The following is a 24006-nucleotide window of genomic DNA, read 5'->3' on the forward strand; positions in this document are numbered from 1 at the left end:
TTCTTTTAGTTGTTGATTTCATAACACTCTCCAATTTTTTTGGGGGGAAAGTGTCAACCTTATTTAGGACGGCACACTGACCAAAAAAGAAAAAGCTGGCTAAATGCCAGCTTTTTTATTGCTTTGGGTTACCCATGATCTTTTTGCTTTTTAAGCTTTTGACCACCCATGATCTTATTGCTGTGCGACCTTCTTTGTCTGGTCCATAAGACCCAGAGCACCAAAGCCAGTAATCACATCTAGGTTTGTTTTCAAGCCCGTTTCGTCACTTCCACCAATGTAATTTTGTGGCATCTGAACTTGGAAGTTTTGCAAATTGTTGTACAGCGAGTTCGCTACGTCTCGATTCAATTCTGCCAAGTAAACTTCACGGTTTGCTCCTAACGCTGCATACTTACCTTTTAGGACTTCAGATTCTGCGCGACCTTTCGCTAATATCGCTTTCGCTTCAAACTCAGCAGAAAGTGCGTTCGCTTTTTGAATCGCTAAGTTAGCCTCTGCGATAGCTAGCTCTTTCTCCTTCTCGACTTCAGCAAGTCGTTTGGTTTTTTCCACTTCAACGATTTCACGCTCTGCAATCTGACGCGCCACTTCCACTTCTTTTTGTTGAGCAATAATTGCGAGTTCTTTACCACGCTGGGCGTCTTGCACCTCACGTGTTCGTTGAATCTCTTTGCGTAACTGCTCGGTCTCTGCCTGTGCTTTCGACGTTTCTTGTTCCTGAATCGCGCGAATACGATCCGCCACTAAACGCTTTTTATCTGCCAATAGCTGATCTAATTGCTTTTCTGGCTGCGGGTCACCAATGGTCACCTGCGTCACTTGAATACCGTATTGTTGTAACGGATTGTCTTGACGAATTGGTTGCCCGGTTTTGTCTACGACTGGCACAGTTTTCCATACCAGTTGATTGGTGCGCTGTAATTGGTTCGGATTAGCTTGATTCACCCCAACAGGCGCAAGATCCAACTCTTCCACTTCAACCTGACGTCGCTCTGTTAGATAAATCCCCTCTCGTAACTGATCGCCAAGTTTCGATTTGAACTGGTTCAAACCACCTTGGAAAAACTCTTCACCCGTGTATTGGGTTGCGGTAATCACCGTTACGTTACGTGCGTTCTTTACAAGCAGCGCATCGATCAAGTTACTGTTGTTGCGGAACTCTTTATGCATCTTCTTCACCGCTTCAGGGTCATTACTGAGCTTAAAGCGGAATGTTACGGGGATCTGACCAATATAGGTGTCGGCAAATCGAACCTGAATCGCATCAAGACGTTGATAAAAATCTTCGCCCTTGCTGTTACCGAATGACACGGTGATCACTTGGTCATACTTGGTGATTTTGGACAGAAATGGCATACGAAAATGAATGCCAGGTTCAGTAAACACATCCAACTCACCAGTAATATTATTCTGATGCACGTAGCTGTAACCCGCATCGGTCATCAGCACCGAGCTATTAATCGTTAAGCCTATTGCCAACAGCGGTACGCCAAATACGGCTGCTTTTAATCCTTTATGTAGTAACTGACGTCTTTCTTCCACCTTTAAACCCCTTCCTAAACCTCTGCTTTCCATTTTGTTCTCCTTTTTTGGATTGTTACTGAGTTAAATCGATAAAAATCAGATTGCTATGCAACTCAGCAACAAGTACTAATGTATCAAAATGTTACATTAAGGAATAATCGACAGATTCATGGAACAAATAAGATTTTTACGAATAATACAAAATCATCAAAAATTTGCGGAGGATATCGATGTTTTACGCAGAGGGATTAAAAGAGAAGAATCACAGGCAATAAAAAAGGCCGCCGAAGCGACCTTTCTAACAATCATATAAAGTGCTTACTTCACACGACCTACGTATTCAGCAGTACGAGTATCTACGCGAATCACTTCACCAATTGAGATGAACAGAGGAACACGAACAACAGCGCCAGTTGATAGCGTCGCTGGTTTACCGCCAGTACCTTGAGTATCACCTTTCAGGCCTGGATCTGTGTCTACAACTTCTAGCTCAACGAAGTTTGGTGGAGTAACAGTAATTGGGTTACCGTTCCAAAGAGTGATCATACAAGTGTTGTTTTCTACCAACCACTTAGCGTTTTCACCTACCGCTTTTGCATCCGCTGCGATCTGTTCAAACGTTTCACTGTTCATAAAGTGGTAGAATTCGCCGTCTGAATATAGATAATCTAGGTCGATATCCATTACGTCTGCCACTTCACAAGTGTCACCAGACTTGAATGTTTTCTCTAGCACTTTACCAGAAAGAAGTTTACGAATTTTAACACGGTTGAACGCTTGGCCTTTACCTGGTTTAACGTATTCGTTTTCCAGAATTACACAAGGCTCGTTATCAAGCATTAACTTAAGACCGCCTTTAAATTCATTGGTGCTAACTGTAGCCATTTTTTCCTCTTACATTCTTAGAGCTAAATTCAATGCCGCACATAATAACCCGAAAAGTCGAATCTGTTGAGCAAAACTGGCTCAAACAGTTGGCGAATGGGATCTCTGATCCTGCAAAATTGCTCGAAATACTGGAAATTGATCCTTCACCGTGGCAAGACGGGTTTGCCGCGCGCAAGCTGTTTGCACAGCGTGTACCGCAAAGTTTTGTCGATAGGATGGAGAAAGGCAACCCTAAAGACCCTCTTTTACGTCAGGTTTTACCACTGAGCGACGAATTTGAGGTGCATCCGGGTTACTCCAATGATCCATTGGAAGAGCAGGACAATGAAGTCCCTGGCCTGCTACACAAGTATCGCAACCGCGCCCTGATGATTGTCAAAGGTGGCTGCGCGGTAAATTGCCGTTACTGTTTTCGTCGTCACTTCCCTTATCAAGAGAACAAAAGCGGGAAACAAGCCTGGACCAAGTGCTTAGAGTACATGGCACAACAACCAGAGTTGAACGAAGTCATCTTCTCAGGTGGTGATCCATTAATGGCAAAAGACGATGAGATTCATTGGCTTTTAGAGCACATTGCTCACATTCCTCACATCAAACGTCTGCGTATTCATAGCCGTTTACCTGTGGTGATTCCAGCTCGAGTCACTGATGAACTATGCCAACTTCTGCAAGCATCAAGGTTACAAATCATCCTCGTCACTCACATCAACCATGCCAACGAAATCAATGACGAATTTGCTGAACAGATGTTCAAGCTCAAAAGAGCGGGCGTTACGCTTCTAAACCAAGGCGTTCTGCTGAAAGGCGTGAATGATTCGGTAGAAGCTCAAGTGGCGTTAAGTGAGGCCTTATTTGACGCGGGTATCTTGCCTTATTACCTCCACGTTCTTGATAAGGTGCAAGGCGCAGCGCACTACTTTATTTCGGACGAAGAAGCGAAAGCTATTATGCGCGGACTCATCACGCGTGTATCGGGTTATCTGGTACCAAAACTCACACGAGAAGTTGGTGGCAGGCCAAGTAAAACGCCGTTGGATTTGCATTTAGAATAAGCTCTGACACTCAATTAAATTTGTCGTCTAGATTGATTATTTTTGTTCGCTTTGCACGGTAAGTCTATGCATACTCCGCACTTTTGGAGGTCAAGATGCATACAGCATTCGAACAAATTTTCGATCTTGGCCCATTCAGTTGGCCTGCCCTACTATGCTGCGCCATTAATGGGCTCATGATCGGTATAGAGCGCCAAACTCGTGGTAAACCGGTTGGCATTCGCACAGCAATATTAATTATTTCAGGCACCTACCTGTTTATGTCGATGGCAGTGTCGTTATCGCCAAATACTCTTGATCAAGCACGAGTGCTTGGTCAGATCATTACTGGCGTCGGCTTCTTAGGCGCTGGCGTTATGATGACACTTGATGGAAAAATCCATGGCGTAACATCCGCGGCTGTAATATGGGTGCTAGCAGGTTTAGGTTTGATGATAGGTTTGGGTTATTTAACGCAGTCGGTGGTTATTACTCTCCTGACATTAACCGTGTTGTTAGGTGTGGATAAAGCAGAAAACCACATCAAAGCATTACGCCGCGGTGTTCATCAAAGAATTCAACAACGCAAAACTTCATCACGATTAATTAAATAGTTAACGATCCGAGAAACTCGCTTCATCCCATCTGTAATTAAAAAGCCCTCGACGAACATCGAGGGCTTTCTGTATATAAAGATTCTGACTTTCTCAGGGATTACTTAGAAAAGTTGATGAGTGGGAAACACTTGAAGAAACCGTTATCCGCACAGTTCAAAAGACCAATTTGCACGCCATCGATTTGATCGGTCATGTTGAAGAAACCAAACTGGAAATTAGACTTCTTAGAGATACTCGCTAAGCCCACATCCGCCATGGTGTAGCCTTCAGAATAGTTCACCGCGCTCCAGTTCAAGCCTTTTACGTTGTTCGTAATGTTAACAGCACCCAAGTTAACACCCGTCGTCTGACCTTGGTTCCAGTTAACTAAGCCTAAAGACGCGCCTTTCATTTCTTGATTTACTTTTGCTGCGCCAAAAAACAGACCGAAGTTCACACCTGTCGTACGATCCGTTTCTGACATACCAAGCAGTGAAAAGTCGACACCTTTAACCTCATTTACCTGCCCATGCAGCACAGCTAAACGAACGCCACCTACTGAAGAATTAGAGGGTGCGTTTGTGTTATCGATAGTAGAGAACATCACAGGTGTACTGTCGGCAAAAGCAACAGGTGATGCGATAGCGGCTGCAACCGCCAATGACGTCATAAGCTTTTTCATTTTCATCTCCATGATGGGAAGCAACAATTTACAACATAGTGTAATGTTCAGATTTTGCTCTGTCCCCGTTCAAAAAGTGTTAGCAATAGGTCAGATTTAACCATCTGACTCAAAAGAAAAAATATTTCTCTTCGATTTTTTGCTTCTGAAATGGCGCTTTTTACGCTCAAAAATCTCATGATAAGCCACTCCAGAACGTCATGTTTCTCAGGTGACACGCATAAAAAAAGTCGAGGCATCTGCCTCGACTTTTAAAGGTTTGGTCGGTTATCTTTCCGCTATAAGGGCTCCCTTAGAGCGATGAGATAAGCTGGCTTACATCATGCCGCCCATACCGCCCATGCCACCCATGTCAGGCATCGCTGGCGCGTCTTTTTGCGGTAGGTCAGTAACCATCGCTTCAGTAGTGATCATCAGACCTGCAACCGATGCTGCGAATTGTAGTGCAGAACGAGTAACTTTAGTTGGATCTAGGATACCCATTTCTAGCATGTCGCCGTATTCGCCTGTTGCCGCGTTGTAGCCGTAGCTACCTTCACCCGCTTTCACGTTGTTCGCAACAACTGAGTCTTCCTCACCTGCGTTCTTCGTGATTTGACGGATTGGCGCTTCCATTGCACGTAGTGCAACGCGGATACCAACGTTTTGTTCTTCGTTGTCACCCGTTAGGTGAGCAATCTTAGATGCCGCGCGGATAAGTGCAACACCACCACCAGCAACAACACCTTCTTCAACCGCTGCGCGAGTTGCGGCTAGCGCATCTTCTACACGGTCTTTCTTCTCTTTCATTTCAACTTCAGTCGCAGCACCAACTTTGATTACTGCAACACCGCCAGCCAGTTTAGCTACGCGCTCTTGTAGTTTCTCTTTGTCGTAGTCTGAAGTTGCGTCTTCGATTTGTTGACGAATCTGAGCAACACGGCCAGAGATCATCTCTTCTTCACCGATACCATCGATGATAGTCGTGTTTTCTTTCGTGATAGAAACACGCTTCGCTTGACCTAGATCTTCTAGTGCAACTTTTTCTAGCTCTAGACCGATCTCTTCAGAAATCACAGTACCGCCAGTTAGGATAGCGATGTCTTGTAGCATTGCTTTACGACGGTCACCGAAGCCAGGTGCTTTCACAGCTGCAACTTTTACGATGCCACGCATGTTGTTCACAACCAATGTTGCTAGCGCTTCGCCTTCTACATCTTCTGCAATGATAAGCAGTGGACGAGATGCTTTCGCGACAGCTTCTAGCGTTGGAAGAAGCTCACGAATGTTTGAGATCTTCTTGTCTACTAGAAGAATGAATGGGTTTTCTAGATCAACACTGCCTGATTCTTGGTTGTTGATGAAGTAAGGAGACAGGTAACCGCGGTCGAACTGCATACCTTCTACTACGTCTAACTCGTCTTGTAGCGCCTGACCTTCTTCAACCGTGATAACGCCATCACGACCCACACGCTCCATTGCTTCTGCAATAATATTACCTACGCTTGCGTCTGAGTTTGCAGAGATAGTACCAACCTGCGCGATCGCTTTTGTGTCGTTACATTCAACAGAAAGCTCTTTTAGTTGCTCAACTGCCGCGGCAACAGCTTTGTCGATACCACGCTTAAGATCCATTGGGTTCATGCCCGCTGCGACTGCTTTTAGACCTTCGTTAACGATAGATTGCGCTAGTACCGTTGCTGTTGTTGTACCGTCACCCGCTGCGTCGTTTGCTTTAGACGCAACTTCTTTAACCATTTGTGCGCCCATGTTCTGGAATTTATCTTCCAGCTCGATTTCACGCGCTACTGATACACCATCTTTCGTGATAGTTGGTGCACCAAAAGATTTGTCTAGAACGACATTACGTCCTTTAGGACCCAGTGTTACTTTTACTGCGTCAGCCAGAACGTTTACACCTTCCAGCATTTTAACTCGTGCGTCATTACCAAATTTAACGTCTTTAGCAGCCATCTTTGATTTCCTTTCTAAAATTCTTTGTGTGTAATTTCGTAATTGAATCTGAGCAAAAAATTACTCAATGATTGCTATTATTCAACGATCGCCATGATGTCGTTTTCAGACATGACAAGCACTTCTTTACCGTCGATTTTTTCAGTTTTTGTACCGTAACCTTCAGCGAAGATAACGGTATCACCGACTTTAACGTCTAGTGGCAGTACGGTGCCGTTTTCTAGGATGCGGCCTTTACCCACAGCTAGAACAACACCGCGAGTCGATTTTTCTGCAGCAGAACCAGTCAGAACGATGCCACCAGCAGACTTAGATTCAACTTCTTTACGTTCAACGATAACTCGGTCATGTAATGGACGAATGTTCATCGGTCGTCTCTCCTGAAAATTTCCATGTTTATTTGATAATTGTCCTTAGGGACTGTAGCCCCAGACACGTGATCCCTATATAAGGGGTCGAAGCAGCGATCCCAAGGGGGTGGCACAAAATTTTTGTGACTTAGTTAAAATAACGAACAACTAGGCAACGGTTTGCGTTAGAAATGCTCACTCGCTCGGCATCTCGCTTTCTTGTATCCTTGCAGTTTGCTCACCAGATAGTTGTCACACATGCAGGAAAATAACAAGCTGGAACCCCAAGCGACCGATAAGCATGGTTTGTTGACCGCACCCATTCCTGAAACGCTGCGGAAAATGACCGTACCCATGACCATGGGCATGATCGCAATTTTGATGTTTAACTTGGTGGACACGTTTTTTATCTCGTTGCTTGGCACTCAAGCGCTAGCGGCTATCAGCTATACCTTTCCTGTCACCTTTGCGGTTAATTGCATTACGATGGGGATTGGGATGGGACTATCGACCAATATTGGTCGCTTGCTTGGGCAAGGTCATGCACCACAAGCTGCTCGGTTCACCACCCACGGTTTGTTGTTAGCCGTGTTACTTGTGGCTATCGCGTCTTCTATTGGCTTTACCACCATTGCGCCATTGTTTCGTTTTCTTGGTGCGTCTGATGATCTCATCCCTCTTATTGAGCAATATATGCAGGTCTGGTATCTCACCATTCCTCTGCTAGTGATCCCAATGGCGGGCAACAGTGCTATCCGAGCTACTGGCGACACAAAAACACCAGCAAAAGTCATGATGTTGGCTGGTTTGATTAATGGCATGCTCGATCCATTGTTGATTTTCGGTTATGGCCCTTTTCCGGAACTTGGCATTCAAGGCGCAGCCATAGCAAGTGCCTTTAGCTGGTTAGGTGCTTTGTGTGGCTCATTCTATGTGCTAATTAAACGGGAAAAATTGCTTGCTCAACCCCAATGGGCTTTGCTGAAACAAGACTGGCAACAGACACTAAAAATTGGTACCCCTGCAGCGCTATCAAACGCGATGAATCCGTTGTCCGGTGCCATTCTGATGATGCTGTTATCCAACCACGGTACGGCGGCGGTTGCTGCTTACGGCGCAGCGCAGCGTATTGAGTCTATATTGATTTTAGTATTGATGTCGCTGACCTCTGCCCTCACACCGTTTATGGCACAAAATTTAGGAGCCAAACAACCGCAACGAGCCTTTTCCGGTTTATTTATTAGCATGCGTTTTGCAGTGGTATTCCAAGGGTTTATCTTCTTGATGATGGTGCCACTGAGCATTCCTCTGGCTGCGCTGTTTTCTCAGGAAGATGCGGTGAAAAACCTGCTTTGGCATTATTTACTGGTGGTGCCATTTAGTTATGGCTTCCAAGGCATCGTGATGATGTTAGTCAGTGGCTTGAATGCGATGCACAAGCCATTGCGTGCATTCCAGTGGAGCTTTATGCGGCTGTTCATTTTTACCTTGCCATCGGCGTGGATCGGGAGCCAAATCTACAGCATTGAAGGCTTGTTTATCGGTATCGCGGTTGGGAATACGTTGGGTGGGCTACTGGGCTACTTGTTTGCGCTGCGCGAGCGAAAATTAACGCTCATAGAGCAGAGCAGCGTGTCTTAACACTCGTCTATCGCTAGTTTCTTTTTGTTGATTCTCAAATACAAAAAAACCGCGGAAAGCCGCGGTTTTGTTTATCTATTTCAAGCTTGCTTAGAACAACTCTTCAGCAACTTTGTATAGATCGTTGCGTACTGGACGCTTCATGTTTTCGATTGCGTCGATGATATCGTGGTGAACAAGTTGCTCTTTCACGATACCTACACAACGACCACCATGACCTTCAATCAATAGGTGAACAGCGTAGTTACCCATACGAGATGCTAGTACGCGGTCAAATGCAGTTGGACGACCACCACGTTGGATGTGACCAAGTACTGTTGCACGAGTTTCACGACCTGTCGCGGCTTCGATGTCACGAGCTAGTTCATTAGCATCCATCATTAGCTCAGTAAGCGCGATGATCGCGTGTTTCTTACCTTTAGCGATACCATCTTGGATGTTGCTGATCAGCTTGTCTTTGTCTAGACCAGTTTCCGGAGTGATGATGTATTCACAACCGCCCGCAATTGCAGACATCAGAGTCAAATCACCACAGTGACGGCCCATGATTTCTACAATTGAAATGCGTTGGTGAGATGAAGAAGTATCACGTAGACGGTCGATTGCATCGATAACGGTGTTTAGTGCACTTAGGTAGCCCACAGTGTAATCCGTACCTGCGATATCGTTGTCGATTGTGCCCGGAAGACCGATACATGGGTAACCCATTTCAGTCAGTTTCTTCGCACCCATGTACGAACCATCACCACCGATTACCACTAGTGCATCGATACCATGTTTTTTCAGGTTCTCAATCGCTTTTTCACGAACTTCCACTTGTTTAAATTCAGGGAAACGTGCAGAACCTAGGAACGTACCACCTTTGTTGATCACATCTGAAACGCTAGAACGATCTAGCTTCTCGATGCGGCCTTCGTATAGGCCTAGGTAGCCGTCGTACACACCGAATACTTCCAATCCTTCGGATAGTGCTGTACGTACTACGCCGCGTATCGCAGCGTTCATACCAGGTGCGTCACCGCCACTTGTTAAAACACCGATCTTCTTAATCATGCTCACCCTCGATCTTTGGCAATCAATTATTTAATTTTCTTTTAGGCCCCTTGTTACCAAGCAACCTGCATAATCCAGAACTGTGCGTTATGTTACATTTCCTCTACAGGATTACCAATGAAAACGCACTTTTTTATGTAACTTTTCTACTTATGTAAGAGTATTACAGTTTCTCTATGAAACTTTGTTGATTCATATCAGGATCACGAATCTTAATAAGTATTGATGGAAAGATAGTCAATAAGTACCTGTTTGTCGTCGGGCACTGATGGATTTTTCAAGCCTACCAATCTTGCGCTTTCTGCTCTTTCTCTGGTCCGAAAACGACAGACAATGGATCTTGATGGATCAATACATCCGCATCAGGAAACAGAGCCAATAAATTATCTTCCACTTTATCAGCGATGTAATGCGCCTCAATTAATCGTAAGTTATCGTCTAGCTCTAAATGCAACTGTATAAAGCGCGTCGGTCCTGACATTCGCGTGCGTAACTGATGCACACCCAATACCCCTTTTACGCTCAAACAAGCTTGGTTAATTTGCTCAAGTTCTTCATCGGGCAACTTTCTATCAAGTAAGGTTTGAATCGCTTCGCTGACCATTTTGAAAGCGCTATAAAGAATGAAGACACCAATACCAATCGCAAACACAGCATCCGCTTGAGTCACTCCAAAATAACTGAGCCCCAGAGCCACCATGATCGCAGCATTCATATACAAGTCAGTCTGATAATGCAGAGAATCCGCCGCTATTGCTTGGCTCCCCGTCACGCGAACCACATGTTTTTGGAACATCACCAAGCCAAGTGTGACCACAATCGCAAACAGCGATACATACACACCTAACTCCGGTGCGTGTAAAGCATGTGGGCGGAAAAATCGGTCAATCCCGTTAAGAATCAAAAATACTGCCGAGCCCGAAATAAACATTGCTTGGGCTAGGGCCGCTAAGGACTCAGCTTTACCATGTCCAAACGTATGTTCGCGGTCTGCCGGTTGTAAGGCGTAACGAACCACCACAAGATTCACAACCGAAGCCGCGATATCTAACATGGAGTCAATCAATGACGCCAATAAGCTCACTGAGCCGGTTACCCACCACGTGATGACTTTTACTATCAGAAGAAGCGTCGCCACAATGGTTGCAGTCCAAGCGGCGGTCGTAACTAAACGTGCGTATTGCTGTTTCATAATCAAAGAGTTAACTAAAACCATACGTTGAGTATATTGAATGACCATGAAATAACCAGATCAAAAAGAGGCAACCAATGGCTGCCTCTTTATATAACATCAATTCATGACTTAATTATTGCGCGACTTTTCCATGCGCTTGTGCATTCTGTCGCCACACTCTTGCATACGTTCATTTTGTAGCTCAACAAATTTCGCTTTCTGCTCAGGTGTTAATACGCTAAGCATTTGGTGCTTTCTTTCTAGCATTTGCACGCGACGTTCCGTTTGGCGCTCAACCATCTCTTTTGCTAACTCGGTAGCTTGAGCTTCATCAAAATTATCCGCCAGCAAAAGCGATTGCACTTTTGCGTGATGCGCTTGACGCTCAGCCATACGTGCTTCTTTGCCATCAGCGAATTTTGCTTTCATTTCTGCTTTGTTTGCTTCACGCATTTCTTTTAGCTGATCTTTTTGTGCATCAGTCAGGTCTAGTTGACGCATGACACCTCGGTCCATACCCATGCCGCATTCGTCACGAGGACCTTTATGATGGTTTTTACCACCGTAAGCGAATGCGCTTGCGGCGCCAAGAGTAAGAGGTAGAACAACAGCAGCTAACACAAGTTTTTTTGCAGACTTCATAATACGATTCCTTACACAGGTGAGTGGTTCTTCTGAGCTGTTCTCACAGCGCTTGAGTATAGAATACGACCCGCTAGGTAAAGCGACGTATAGGGAGCGTAAAGAATCGTAAAGAGTGATTTTTCTCCTCTTCGTTGCGCATCATTCCAATGTAATATTAGGCTATCGGTAACTTACTATAGGTGCCCCCATGGCAAACATTCTTTTAATCGATGACGATATCGAGCTAACCAGCTTATTAAAAGAAGTACTCAGTTTCGAAGGGTTTGACGTCAGCGAAGCAAATGACGGTGAAGCCGGCTTAGCCGCGATCAATGATAAGATTGATTTGATTTTGTTGGATGTCATGATGCCAAAACTCAATGGCATGGAAACGCTGAAACGCTTACGTGAAAATTGGGAAACTCCCGTCTTGATGCTGACCGCTAAAGGGGAAGAAATTGATCGCGTGATCGGCTTGGAACTGGGCGCGGATGATTATTTACCAAAACCTTTTAGTGACCGAGAGCTGTTAGCGCGAATCCGCGCGATTTTACGCCGCACTAGCAGCACACAAAAAAATACCAAAAACAGCGATTGCATTGAGTATCAAGAAATCCGCCTCTATCCCGGTAAGCAAGAAGCGTATTGTGAGCAACAGTTACTCGATCTCACAGCAACCGAGTTTGCGCTACTCACCCACTTCGTACAAAACCCAGGACAAGTGCTGACCAAAGAGACACTGAGCTTAGATGTGCTTGGTAAACGACTCGCTGCTTTTGATCGCGCTATCGATATGCATGTCTCGAACTTACGTAAAAAATTACCAGATCAAAGCAATGGCAAGCCGCGAATTAAAACCCTGCGTGGTCGTGGCTACATGCTGCTTGAGGAGGATTAATGCGCCTATCACGCATCAAACTGCCAAACATCAATAGCCTGTATGGACGCATCTTTGCCATTTTTTGGTTCACCATGTTATTAGTATTGATAGCCGTGCTATCACTGCCACATTTGGACCCACGCAAAGCTCGCGATATTCCAGAAGAACACTACAAACGTATGGTAGAAACGCGTGACTCAATCCAACAAAAATACAGCCAGCAAACTGATTTAGGCCGCATACTTTTTCGTATCGAGGGCAACCGCCACGGCAAGCACGACCCTCGCCCACGAGTGTTTTTTTCTGACTACAGCGGTAATGTTCTTACGACAGAAAAACGCAGCAATTTTCAATTGCGTGCCATGCAAAACTTTGTCACCAGTATCGAAGATTACAATAATCCAAAGCAGAAGCTGTATGGTCGATACATGATTGCGGGCCCAATTCCTATCACTTTGGCAGGTTCCGATATCTTGATGTACGTGGGTTTCAAATGGAATGAGCCACCACCTCTACTCCTGCGTCTGTTTGATCACCCATTCCAGCTCTTGCTTGCGGTCATGTTGGTTAGTACACCATTGCTGTTATGGCTTGCTTGGGCTTTGAGTCAGCCTGCACGTCGTCTTGAAGCCGCTGCTCAACGTGTAGCGAAAGGTGAATTTGTCACAGACCCAAATTTAGAAAAAGGTACGGCGGAATTTCGTCAAGCAGGCAGCAGCTTCAACCAGATGGTCGAAGCGGTTAATCAAATGATTTCAGGACAACAACGTTTGCTATCCGATATCTCTCACGAGCTGCGCTCACCTTTAACTCGTCTGCGCATGGCAAGCGCATTAGCGACGCGTAAACAAGGCGAAAGCCCAGAACTGACTCGTATCGATACCGAAGCGCAGCGCTTGGAACAGATGATCAGCGAACTATTAGAGCTTTCTCGCATGCAGGCGAACAGTCATATGACTCGCGAAACACAGCCACTAGAAAGTTTATGGGAAGAAATCATTAAAGATGCGCAGTTTGAAGCAGAGCAAATGGGCAAACAGCTACACTATTCAGAATTACCTAAGCGCAATATTTCCGGTAACCCTAAACTGCTGATGAGTGCGGTGGAAAATATCGTTCGTAACGCCATTTACTACGGAAAAGATGAGGTACAAATCGACATCAAAGCCGATGACGATACGCTTCGTATCACGGTTGACGATAATGGAGAAGGTGTACCAGAAGAGGAACTGGCCGCGATTTTTCGCCCGTTCTATCGCGTTTCCACGGCACGCGATCGCCACTCTGGCGGCACAGGTCTCGGCCTAACCATTACCGAAAGTGCCATTCGCCAGCACAGTGGCACGATCGCAGCCAGCCGAAGTCCTTTAGGCGGATTGCGTATGAGTATCACCTTACCGATCAATTGTTAGTCTCAATTTGATGAACTAACAATAATTCGCACCATATTTCTAGAGTGAGTGATTAACAGCCCCACCCTCACTTTAGAAATTGGTGAGGCTTCTTAGAATACCCTTACAAAGATCAAAGTTGATAATAATTATCGTTAGCATTAAAGTAAATTTTCCAATTAAGGAGGATTTACTATGTCACATACATTTCCCGCTCTGCCTTACCCGTACGATTCACTAGAGCCGTACATCGACGCGAAAACCATGGAAGTGCATTACAGCAAACACCACAAGACGTACTTTGATAAGTTTGTAAATGCCGTTGAAGGGAGCGAGCTCGAAACTCAGTCATTAGACGAGATCTTTGACAATATCTCTAAGCTCAGTCCAGCAGTACGTAATAATGGTGGCGGCTATTACAACCACATCATTTATTGGAATTGCATGTCACCAAACGGTGGCGGAGAGCCTCAAGGCGCGCTTGCTCAAGCAATTAACGATAAATTTGGTAGCTTTGCGCAATTTAAAGAGGCGTTTGCCCAAGCTGCCATCAATACCTTTGGGTCTGGCTTTGCATGGCTGATCGTAAAAGATGGTGAGATTCACATTACGTCCACCAGTAATCAAGACAACCCTCTGATGGATGTAGTGGATGTGCGCGGTGAACCAATCCTCGCATTAGACGTGTGGGAGCACGCGTATTACATCAGTTACCAAAACCGTCGCCCAGAATATATTGATGCGTGGTGGAACGTCGTCAACTGGCGAGCAGTTGAAGAAAACTATGCTCACGCTCTCTTATAAAGAGCATCACTACTTACGGTATTAACATCCGCGCTAATGCCTGCTTTCATACCCAGGTCAATTTTGCTGAATCTCGCATCTCTCGGTGACTTGGGTATATACTGCCCCTCTCTTTGACCAACTCTATTTCAATACCATGTTTGATATCGCTTTATACGAACCAGAAATCGCGCCGAACACCGGCAACATCATTCGACTATGCGCCAACTGCGGTGCAAACCTTCACTTAATTGAACCTCTGGGTTTCGATCTTGAAGAGAAAAAAGTCCGCCGCGCTGGTTTGGATTACCATGATTTAGCTCGCGTAACGCGTCATAAAAACTATCAAGCGTTCTTAGAATATTTAGAGAAAGAGAAACAAGGTAACTACCGATTGTTTGCCTGCACCACCAAAACCACAGGTCACCACGTTGATGCACAATACCAAACGGGTGATGTTTTGATGTTTGGTCCAGAAACTCGTGGTTTGCCTGCTGAAATCATCGATAGCTTGCCAATGGATCAGCGTATTCGCATTCCAATGATGCCAGATGCGCGCAGCCTAAACCTTTCGAATGCCGTTGCGATCATTGCTTTTGAAGCATGGCGTCAAATGGGCTTTGAAGGCGCATTGTAAGCAGCACGAATTCCAAATACAGAAAAGGGCGCTTGGTGCGCCCTTTTGTTTTCTTTTCTGACTAACTCAATCAGTTGAGCTTGTTGCGATCATCATCGTCTTTACGCTCGTATTCCCCTTCGAAGGTATTGCCATTATCTGACTGGGAATCAAATGGGTCACGACGGAACGGGTCTTGCTCAAATGGCCCCTGGTTAGAGAAACCACCTTGGAAGCCACCGCCATGCATGGTTTTCACCACCATTTTGCTCATCAAGTATTTAGCTATCGCGGCGCGTGGCGCAGGAAGCAACACCAACATACCAAGGGCATCGGTCATAAAGCCCGGGGTTAACAGTAGCACGCCAGCCACCGCTAGCATTACGCCTTCAAAAATTTGCTGGGCTGGAATTTCACCTTGTTCAAGACGCCCCTGTACTGACATCAGTGTTTGTATACCTTGGCTACGAACCAACGATGCACCAACAAATGCCGTGATTAAGACTAGTGCAATGGTCGGCCATAAACCTAAAAAGCCGCCCACCTGAATAAATAAGCCGATTTCAATGATCGGAACAAAAATAAACGCTAATAATAAGATAGGAAACACACGCCCTCCTTTGTTTAATTCAGTGTAATGGTAAAAGCAGACTAAGCTCAAACGAATCGTTGTAAAAAAGCGTGTTCATACTGGTCTCCTTCTCTTTTAGACAAAGTAGCGGGAGCGCGTTTCATTCAATTGCATACCGATTTTTTCGTGCTTTTAAAGTGCTAATTTCGAACTCTAAAAACTCATGTTTGTCGAGGAAAATCGAGTACCCATAAAGGGTTATTAATAACCCGTTCATACTTTGCAAATTATTGACTCATGAAAAACGAAAAAGGTGATCTAGTTACTATTTTTATGCGCTAGGTGCAGTATCATGTGCCACATAAGTCAGGACGGATTTTCCAGCCAAAAATTCTGATGAATGGATTCTAGATTGCAGAAATGGCTAATAAATAACTTTATTATCAGAATTATTATCTAAGGATCCTGCTATGGCTACCCTATCTGATACTCCAAAAACAGCAAACCCAGCCACTCGTATTGAAGAAGATCTATTAGGTCAACGTCATGTCCCTGCAGATGCGTACTACGGTATTCATACGCTACGTGCGATCGAGAACTTCAACATCTCTAATATGACCATCTCTGACGTACCAGAATTTGTACGCGGCATGGTAATGACCAAAAAAGCAGCAGCGTTAGCAAACAAAGAACTTGGCGCTATTCCAAAAGACGTTGCAAACTACATCATCGAAGCGTGTGATTTGATCCTAGAAACTGGCAAGTGTATGGATCAGTTCCCATCAGACGTATTCCAAGGCGGTGCAGGCACTTCAGTTAACATGAACACGAACGAAGTGATCGCAAACGTCGCGCTTGAGTTGATGGGTAAAGAGAAAGGCCAATACGAATTTGTTAACCCAAATGACCATGTAAACAAGAGCCAATCAACCAACTGTGCGTACCCAACAGGTTTCCGTATTGCAGTATACAACAGCGTACACAAGCTAATGGAAGCAATTGAGTACCTAAAAGGCGCATTCGAACTTAAAGCCGTTGAGTTTAAAGATGTACTGAAAATGGGCCGTACTCAGCTTCAAGACGCAGTACCAATGACAGTAGGTCAAGAGTTCCATGCGTGGGCGGTAACACTAAACGAAGAGATTCGTGCTCTAGATTACACATCTAAACTCCTCCTAGAAATCAACCTAGGCGCAACCGCAATCGGTACTGGTCTAAATACACCAACTGGCTACCAAGCGCTTGCAGTAAAACACCTAGCGGAAGTAACAGGCCTTGACGTTGTTGCAGCAGAAGACCTTATCGAAGCAACGTCTGACTGTGGTGCATACGTAATGACTCACGGCGCGCTAAAACGCCTAGCAGTGAAACTATCGAAGATCTGTAACGACCTTCGTCTACTTTCTTCTGGTCCTCGTGCGGGTCTAAATGAATTGAACCTACCTGAAATGCAAGCAGGCTCTTCAATCATGCCAGCTAAAGTAAACCCAGTTATCCCAGAAGTAGTAAACCAAGTTTGCTTCAAAGTTCTCGGTAACGACAACACGGTTTCTTTCGCAGCAGAAGGCGGTCAGCTACAGCTAAACGTTATGGAACCTGTGATCGCACAAAGTGTGTTTGAGTCTATCTCTCTACTACACAACGCGTGTGTGAACCTACGTGATAAATGTATCGACGGCATCACTGTGAACAAAGAAGTTTGCGAAAACTACGTTTACAACTCTATCGGTATCGTCACTTACCTAAACCCATACATCGGCCACCACGAAGGTGACATCGTAGGTAAGATTTGTGCAGAAACTGGTAAGAGTGTTCGTGAAGTCGTGCTAGAGCGCGGTCTGCTTACAGCAGAGGAGCTTGATGAAATCTTGTCAGTAGAAAACTTCATGCATCCTACTTACAAAGCAAAACGTTACGAGTAATAACGAATCCGAAGGGGGCCACTCAGGCCCCTTTTTTAGGCTCTCATACGGTTAACCACATTTTTTATATGCTTTTATTGCCGCTAAACCACTAGGTTCTCATTCTCTGAGCATTTACTCCTGTTCCTGAGTGTTCAAAAAATCAGAATCAAATAAAAAACTAAAGAGGTATCAATATGGTCATGGTCGAACTCTTCGTGGTTCTGCTCTTCATCTATTTGGGGGCAAGAATCGGTGGTATCGGCATTGGTTTTGCCGGTGGTGCTGGGGTCATTGCGTTGTCTTTGATCTTGGGCGTACCAACAAGCCAAGCTTACATTCCCGTTGACGTAATTTTGATCATCATGTCTGTAATCACCGCTATCGCAGCAATGCAAGTCGCTGGTGGTTTAGACTGGATGGTGCAAGTTGCTGAAAACTTTTTGCGCAAGCATCCTGAGCGCATCACCTTTTATGCGCCTATCGTAACTTACCTAATGACATTAATGGCGGGTACTGGCCACACGGCATTCTCTACTTTGCCAGTGATTGCAGAAGTAGCGAAAGGCCAAGGCGTGCGCCCTTCTCGTCCACTGTCTATCGCGGTCGTAGCATCGCAAATCGCTATCACCGCATCACCAATCTCAGCGGCTGTTGTAGCGTTCGCGGCAATGCTGCATCCATTTGGCGTTGACTACCTAACACTACTAGCAATCTGTATCCCAACGACGTTCATCGCGTGCATGATCGGTGCGTTCGTGGCGAACTTCATGGGCTGTGAGCTAAAAGACGATGCTGAATACCAAGAGCGTCTAGAAAAAGGCTTAATCAAGCTAAATACAGAAGCAAAACGCGAAATCCTACCAACAGCGAAGAAAGCAACCTTCATCTTCCTAGGCGCAATCGCATTTGTCGTGTGTTACGCAGCAGCAATTTCTGGCTCTGTGGGTCTTATCGAGAACCCTGCTCTAGGCCGTAACGAAGCTATCATGACGGTAATGCTAGCAGCTGCGGCAGCTATCGTAATGAGCTGTAAAATCGATGCTGGCAAAATCCCAGCCGCAGCAACATTCCGCTCTGGTATGACAGCGTGTGTGTGTGTTCTTGGTGTGGCATGGCTAGGTTCTACGTTCGTTAACGCGCACGTTGACGGCATCAAAGAAGTGGCTGGTGCGCTACTAGCAGACTACCCATGGATGCTAGCACTTGTTCTATTCTTCGCTTCAATGCTGCTTTACTCACAAGGTGCAACCACTGTTGCGCTGATGCCAGCAGCACTAGCCATCGGTGTCGCACCACTTACCGCAGTTGCATCTTTCGCAGCAGTAAGTGCGCTATTCGTGCTGCCAACTTACCCAACGCTACTTGCCGCGGTTGAGATGGACGACACGGGTTCAACTCGTATCGGTAAGTACGTATTCAACCACCCATTCTTTGTACCTGGTGTGGTAACCATCGCTTCTGCGGTAGCACTTGGCTTCGCATTCGGTGGTCTACTGATCTAGTAGAAACAGAGTCTTACTCGGGGAGCTTCGGCTCCCTTTTTTATTCCCTGTTGTCTTGATTTATGCTCAATAAATCTTCATTTTCATGAAACTTATTGACTCGCCTCCGGGTCTGATTGAGTTACACTAACGGCAATTATCTAAGATGAATTGACTCTTTTATGCGCGCATTACTTTCCGTTTTACTCTTAGGGCTCATTACCTTTTCCACTCCGTCTTTAGCTTTATTTGGCAAAGACCAGTTTAACAGTAGCCAGAACAACAGTTTTGGTAGCAGCAGCGACAGCTTTGTTCCGGTTGATCAGGCGTTTCCATTTAACTTCTACCAGCAAGATGACAAATTGATGCTCGATTGGCAGGTACGTGACGGGTACTACCTATATCAAGAGCGCTTGTCTGTAGCTGGTGAGAAAGTATCGCTAGGCGAACTGCAAATGGAAGACGGCACACCGCATAAAGATGAATTCTTTGGTGACGTGCATATCTATACTCAACCTCTCTTCGTTAATGTACCAATGCATGATTGGCAAGACGGTGCGCGCGTGGTGGTGCAATACCAAGGTTGTGCGAAAGCAGGCTTCTGTTACCCGCCAGAAACTCGCGTGATTCCTATCAGCGCGTTTACTTCGTCGAACTCAGATTCAACAACGGCGACAACTGCATCAAAAGCAGAACAGGCACCAACTGCAACGCCACCAGCGGCGCAATCATCTACGTCTGGTGACACATCATCGGCGCCAGTAACACAGCAAGATAGCCTTGCAGCCAACCTTGCTGATAACTGGTGGACACCACTTCTGTTCTTAGCGCTTGGTGTGGGCTTGGCGTTTACACCTTGTGTGCTGCCGATGTACCCAATTCTGACCAGCATAGTACTTGGCAGTGGCAAACTAAGCCAACGCCGTGCGCTAGGCTTGTCATTCGTCTACGTGCAAGGCATGGCGCTGACTTACACCCTACTCGGCCTTGTGGTGGCATCTGCAGGTATGCAGTTCCAAGCGGCAATGCAACACCCTTATGTGCTGATTGGCTTGAGCGTACTGTTCATCGCACTCGCTTTGTCTATGTTTGGTCTGTACTCATTACAGCTACCAAGCAGCGTTCAAACGTGGTTAAACAACCTCAGCAACAAACAGCAAGGCGGCAGCAGTGCTGGCGTGTTTGCAATGGGGGCAATATCTGGCTTGGTGTGCTCACCATGTACCACGGCACCTCTATCTGGTGCGCTACTTTACGTAGCACAAAGTGGCGACTTACTCACCGGTGGGGTCGCCCTTTACGCGCTAGCGATGGGCATGGGTATTCCGCTGATCCTTGTAGCGGTATTTGGCAACAAGTTGCTACCAAAAGCAGGTGGTTGGATGGACCGTGTGAAAACACTCTTCGGCTTTATTCTGCTTGCCGCACCTATCTTCTTACTAGAACGCATCATGCCAGAAATGTGGTCAACGATTCTGTGGTCAGCACTGGGTATTGCTGCTTTTGGTTGGCTATACCACATCAAAAACAGTCTAGAGTTTGGTGGCTGGAAACAAAGTGCCGTGGGCATAATCGCCGTCTTAGGTTTGCTAGCCTCAGCACAACCTATCTTAAATTACTGGTTTGGCAACAGCACAACACAAACTCAGCAAGCCACTGTTAGCTTTACTCGCATTGCTAACGTGGCGGATCTTGAAGAACAACTGGCACTTGCGAAAGCGGCAGGTAAACCCGTCATGCTCGATTTCTACGCCGATTGGTGTGTAGCATGTAAAGAGTTTGAAAAGTACACCTTCCATGACCCAAGCGTCGAAGCCAAACTGCAAGACTTCATTCTTCTGCAAGCGGACGTGACCAAAAACCAAGTGCAAGACATCGAACTACTGAAGCACATGAGTGTGCTTGGTTTACCAACAATTGAGTTTTGGGATGCCAGTGGTGAACACGTTTCAAACGCTCGTTTGACGGGATTCATGCAAGCCGAGCCTTTCTTAGAGCATATCAAGCAGTTCTGATAACCAGATATTCAAACGCCAGTGATGTCCACTGGCGTTTTTTATTGCTCAGATTTGAATAAGAACATTGCGTTTATATGCAATTTTCCTAATAAAAGTCGATTTGGTTCAGACTTTTAGCGAATAAATATTGTCCACTCTCTCAAAGCTGGACAATAATAAATTTAACGAAATAGTCAAAAGTGTTTAACGTCATGGATTCGACCTACACCATCATTATTGCAGATGATCACCCACTCTTCCGGAATGCCTTGTTTCAATCTATCCACATGGCTATTAGTGGTGCAAATTTGCTGGAAGCGGACTCACTCGACGCACTTCTGGCTTTGTTAGAACGAGAGGAAGAGCCAGATTTAGTGCTATTGGACCTCAAAATGCCAGGAGCAAATGGTATGTCTGGCTTGATTCATTTGCGAGCAGAGCATCCAGATTTACCTATCGTCGTCGTTTCAGCGAGTGAAGAGCCGGCGATCGTGACGCAGGTGAAAAGCCATGGTGCATTTGGTTTTATTCCCAAGTCCAGCGACATGCGCGAATTAGTGAACGCGCTCAATCAAGTGCTGAATGGCGACCCATACTTCCCTGAAGGGTTGATCACCAATAACGCGGCATGTAATGACTTAGCGGAAAAGATTGCTGCGCTAACACCGCAGCAATATAAAGTGTTGGGAATGTTGTCCGATGGCTTGCTGAACAAGCAAATCGCTTACGAATTGAATGTTTCAGAAGCCACCATAAAAGCGCACATGACAGCGATTTTCCGTAAGCTCGGTGTAAAGAACCGCACGCAAGCCGTGATTATGCTGACGGAAATGAGCGACTAGATTGACGTCTTATCGTCAGACTTACTTTTTTCGTTTGGCAATCGGATACCGACTTTAGTGACCTGCTGATCAACAACATCAGCGACGATCCAATGCAAACCTTGCCACTCGAAATGGTCTCCCAATACTGGCGTGCTACCTAATTGCTCTTCGACAAGGTTTCTCAAACTTTTATCCAGCGGTTCATCCCCCAGATTCAAACCATACATCACGGCAATATCGGCAAGCTTCACTTCAATATCGAGGAAGAAGTCACCGAAGAATCGCGCTAGCGACGCTTTCTCTGGGGCTTCACTAAACAGTAAGCTCAGTGCATCTAAATCCTTTTCTTGTGCTAATACACACAAGGTATCATCTTCCTCAAGGCGCGTACTGCCGGATGGGTGCAATAGCTCTTTACTGCGAAATACAGCGGCGATACGCGTTCCTTCCGGCATCGAAAGACTACGTAATGGCTCACCAATGCACCATTTATCTGCTTTAAGTCTATAGATAAACAGCTCCCACTCACTGGTCGGGTAAATCTCCACCCCCGTACGCGAAATTGGCTCAGGCTTAGAAGGTAGCTCGACCTTTGCAAGAGACATCGCCTTGGTCAACGTGCCCCCTTGTACTATCAAAGACACCATTACTACAAAGAATGCCAAATTGAAGTACAGTTGAGCATCTGGCAACCCTGCCATCATCGGAAATACCGCGAGGATGATAGGTACAGCGCCACGCAATCCTACCCAAGAGACAAACCACTTTTCACGTGGCGTGAAACTCTTGAATGGCAGTAAACCAATCCAAACTGAGATTGGTCGGGCAAACAAAATCATCCCGAAGGCAAGCGCAAGACCTGGCAACGCAATAGAGAGTAAATTGGATGGTGTAACCAACAAGCCAAGCACCAAGAACATACCAATTTGAGCTAGCCACGTCATACCATCTAAAACATGAAGAATAGAGTGGCGGCTGCGTGTTGGACGGTTACCTAATAAAAGACCAACGAGGTAAATCGACAAAATACCACTGCCACCCAAAGTGTTAGATAAAGCAAAAATAAGCAAGCCACCACTGACCGTTAAAATAGAATACAGCCCATCTGGTAATTGATTGCGATTGATAACTTTCCATAAGATCCAGCCACCAGCGAAGCCAAGTAACGCGCCGATACCAAACTGCTTAAGAAAACTGAACGCCAAAAAGCCCGCACTTAAGTCAGCGCCAGGGTTCGCTAAAATAGCAATCAGAGTTACGGTCAGAAACACCGCCATTGGGTCATTGGTGCCGGATTCAATTTCCAGCGTAGAACCAACACGTTCGTTCAGGCTACGACCTTTGAGTAGAGAGAAGACCGCGGCAGCATCGGTGGAACCAACAATCGCACCAACCAATATGCCTTGCAATAAATCTAAGTCGAATAACCACGTTGCCATCAGCCCGGTCAAAATGGTGGTGATCGCAACGCCAAATGTCGCCAAAGAGACCGAGGGCCATAACGCAACCCTAAAGCTGGCGACCCGCGTTCTCATCCCACCATCAAGCAAAATGATCGCTAATGCGAGGTTACTAACCAAATAAGCGATGGAAAAGTTATCGAATAAAATGCCGCCTAAGCCGTCTTCCCCCGCTAGCATTCCAACGGCTAAAAATACCAAAAGAATTGGGATTCCCAACTTAGAAGACACTGGGCTTAAAAGAACGCTAAGTGCGATTAACAACGCACCTATTAGAAAAAAACTGTTAATGGTGTCTGCGTCCATTCTCACCCTCCCTTAATGAAAAACGATAATAATTGTGATGAGCAAGGCTACTTCGTTAATGAGGTAATGCCCTAATCTGCCTCCCCTTTACACCGTCTCAAAATGCGAGGTTGTACGAGAATGACTCAGTTATATTACTTTATTGTGCGTTAAAACGGTGATTTGATGCGAAAACTTTATGTAAATAAATTACTTGTGAGCTTTACTATCTACGCCTTCTCTCTTTAAGAGCCACAAGATCACCACCAATACTTACACAGCATCCCCAAGTTCA

At 45.6% G+C, this 24006-nt stretch carries 21 protein-coding genes; 11 read left to right on the forward strand and 10 right to left on the reverse strand.

What is annotated here, in order from left to right; all coding sequences use genetic code 11:
- Nucleotides 1–174: 174 nt before the first annotated feature.
- Entirely contained in the window at nt 175–1578 is a 1404-nt protein-coding gene (locus tag R7040_RS22435) for an SPFH domain-containing protein (RefSeq protein ID WP_042523712.1), read from the reverse strand.
- A 267-nt stretch (nt 1579–1845) separates the two neighbouring features.
- Nucleotides 1846–2412 (reverse strand): elongation factor P, encoded by a 567-nt coding sequence (efp, locus tag R7040_RS22440; RefSeq protein WP_005381500.1) that lies wholly within the window; start codon nt 2410–2412, stop codon nt 1846–1848.
- A 32-nt stretch (nt 2413–2444) separates the two neighbouring features.
- On the opposite strand from efp, the gene epmB reads away from it, so the two are divergent.
- On the forward strand, nt 2445–3467 hold the full coding sequence (gene epmB, locus R7040_RS22445; protein ID WP_053307395.1) for an EF-P beta-lysylation protein EpmB: 1023 nt from the start codon (nt 2445–2447) through the stop codon (nt 3465–3467).
- 95 nt (nt 3468–3562) lie between these two features.
- Nucleotides 3563–4060, forward strand: coding sequence for an MgtC/SapB family protein (locus R7040_RS22450; RefSeq protein WP_005381504.1), 498 nt, complete (start codon nt 3563–3565; stop codon nt 4058–4060).
- A 100-nt stretch (nt 4061–4160) separates the two neighbouring features.
- Here R7040_RS22450 and R7040_RS22455 read toward each other — a convergent pair whose 3' ends face one another.
- From R7040_RS22455 to R7040_RS22465, 3 genes are all read right to left on the reverse strand, one after another.
- On the reverse strand, nt 4161–4724 hold the full coding sequence (locus tag R7040_RS22455; RefSeq protein ID WP_318097100.1) for a VC2662 family protein: 564 nt from the start codon (nt 4722–4724) through the stop codon (nt 4161–4163).
- A gap of 315 nt (nt 4725–5039) precedes the next feature.
- The gene (gene groL / locus R7040_RS22460) at nt 5040–6677 is read right to left on the reverse strand and encodes a chaperonin GroEL (RefSeq protein ID WP_042523711.1); all 1638 of its coding nucleotides are present in this window, start codon (nt 6675–6677) and stop codon (nt 5040–5042) included.
- Nucleotides 6678–6754: 77 nt separating this feature from the next.
- Nucleotides 6755–7045: a co-chaperone GroES gene (locus R7040_RS22465; RefSeq protein WP_005381516.1), complete on the reverse strand. Its 291-nt coding sequence runs from the start codon at nt 7043–7045 to the stop codon at nt 6755–6757.
- 240 nt (nt 7046–7285) lie between these two features.
- Between R7040_RS22465 and R7040_RS22470 the strand changes: the two genes are divergently transcribed.
- Nucleotides 7286–8668, forward strand: coding sequence for an MATE family efflux transporter (locus R7040_RS22470; protein WP_017821828.1), 1383 nt, complete (start codon nt 7286–7288; stop codon nt 8666–8668).
- A gap of 90 nt (nt 8669–8758) precedes the next feature.
- Here the strand turns inward: R7040_RS22470 and pfkA are convergent, their stop codons facing one another.
- From pfkA to R7040_RS22485, 3 genes are all read right to left on the reverse strand, one after another.
- Nucleotides 8759–9721: a 6-phosphofructokinase gene (gene pfkA / locus R7040_RS22475; protein WP_005381521.1), complete on the reverse strand. Its 963-nt coding sequence runs from the start codon at nt 9719–9721 to the stop codon at nt 8759–8761.
- 283 nt (nt 9722–10004) lie between these two features.
- Nucleotides 10005–10913 (reverse strand): CDF family cation-efflux transporter FieF, encoded by a 909-nt coding sequence (gene fieF, locus R7040_RS22480; RefSeq protein ID WP_025768809.1) that lies wholly within the window; start codon nt 10911–10913, stop codon nt 10005–10007.
- Between the two features lie 111 nt (nt 10914–11024).
- The gene (locus tag R7040_RS22485; protein WP_047104268.1) at nt 11025–11537 is read right to left on the reverse strand and encodes a CpxP family protein; all 513 of its coding nucleotides are present in this window, start codon (nt 11535–11537) and stop codon (nt 11025–11027) included.
- 190 nt (nt 11538–11727) lie between these two features.
- Here R7040_RS22485 and R7040_RS22490 point away from each other — a divergent pair, with 190 nt between their 5' ends.
- The 4 genes from R7040_RS22490 (at nt 11728) to trmL (ending at nt 15210) form a co-directional block, all read left to right on the forward strand.
- A complete protein-coding gene (locus tag R7040_RS22490) occupies nt 11728–12417 on the forward strand; it encodes a response regulator (RefSeq protein WP_005382384.1) in 690 nt (229 codons plus the stop codon).
- Complete coding sequence (cpxA, locus tag R7040_RS22495; protein WP_005382383.1) at nt 12417–13811, forward strand: envelope stress sensor histidine kinase CpxA; 1395 nt, start codon at nt 12417–12419, stop codon at nt 13809–13811. The genes R7040_RS22490 and cpxA overlap by 1 nt, the downstream gene beginning before the upstream one ends.
- 174 nt (nt 13812–13985) lie before the next feature.
- Nucleotides 13986–14594, forward strand: a complete 609-nt coding sequence (locus tag R7040_RS22500; RefSeq protein WP_005382382.1) for a superoxide dismutase — start codon at nt 13986–13988, stop codon at nt 14592–14594.
- 136 nt (nt 14595–14730) lie between these two features.
- On the forward strand, nt 14731–15210 hold the full coding sequence (trmL, locus tag R7040_RS22505; protein ID WP_170894116.1) for a tRNA (uridine(34)/cytosine(34)/5-carboxymethylaminomethyluridine(34)-2'-O)-methyltransferase TrmL: 480 nt from the start codon (nt 14731–14733) through the stop codon (nt 15208–15210).
- Nucleotides 15211–15280: 70 nt separating this feature from the next.
- Here the strand turns inward: trmL and R7040_RS22510 are convergent, their stop codons facing one another.
- On the reverse strand, nt 15281–15799 hold the full coding sequence (locus R7040_RS22510) for an FxsA family protein (RefSeq protein WP_033907286.1): 519 nt from the start codon (nt 15797–15799) through the stop codon (nt 15281–15283).
- Nucleotides 15800–16230: 431 nt separating this feature from the next.
- Between R7040_RS22510 and aspA the strand changes: the two genes are divergently transcribed.
- From aspA to R7040_RS22530, 4 genes are all read left to right on the forward strand, one after another.
- A complete protein-coding gene (aspA, locus tag R7040_RS22515) occupies nt 16231–17682 on the forward strand; it encodes an aspartate ammonia-lyase (RefSeq protein ID WP_318081589.1) in 1452 nt (483 codons plus the stop codon).
- 176 nt (nt 17683–17858) lie between these two features.
- Entirely contained in the window at nt 17859–19166 is a 1308-nt protein-coding gene (locus tag R7040_RS22520; RefSeq protein WP_005382378.1) for an anaerobic C4-dicarboxylate transporter, read from the forward strand.
- Between the two features lie 161 nt (nt 19167–19327).
- Entirely contained in the window at nt 19328–21160 is a 1833-nt protein-coding gene (locus R7040_RS22525) for a protein-disulfide reductase DsbD (RefSeq protein ID WP_258469694.1), read from the forward strand.
- Between the two features lie 194 nt (nt 21161–21354).
- Nucleotides 21355–21984, forward strand: a complete 630-nt coding sequence (locus R7040_RS22530) for a response regulator (protein ID WP_005382375.1) — start codon at nt 21355–21357, stop codon at nt 21982–21984.
- Here R7040_RS22530 and R7040_RS22535 read toward each other — a convergent pair.
- On the reverse strand, nt 21981–23732 hold the full coding sequence (locus R7040_RS22535) for a potassium/proton antiporter (RefSeq protein ID WP_005382374.1): 1752 nt from the start codon (nt 23730–23732) through the stop codon (nt 21981–21983). The genes R7040_RS22530 and R7040_RS22535 overlap by 4 nt on opposite strands.
- Between the last annotated feature and the right edge of the window lie 274 nt (nt 23733–24006).

The organism is Vibrio sp. 1069 (assembly GCF_033340555.1).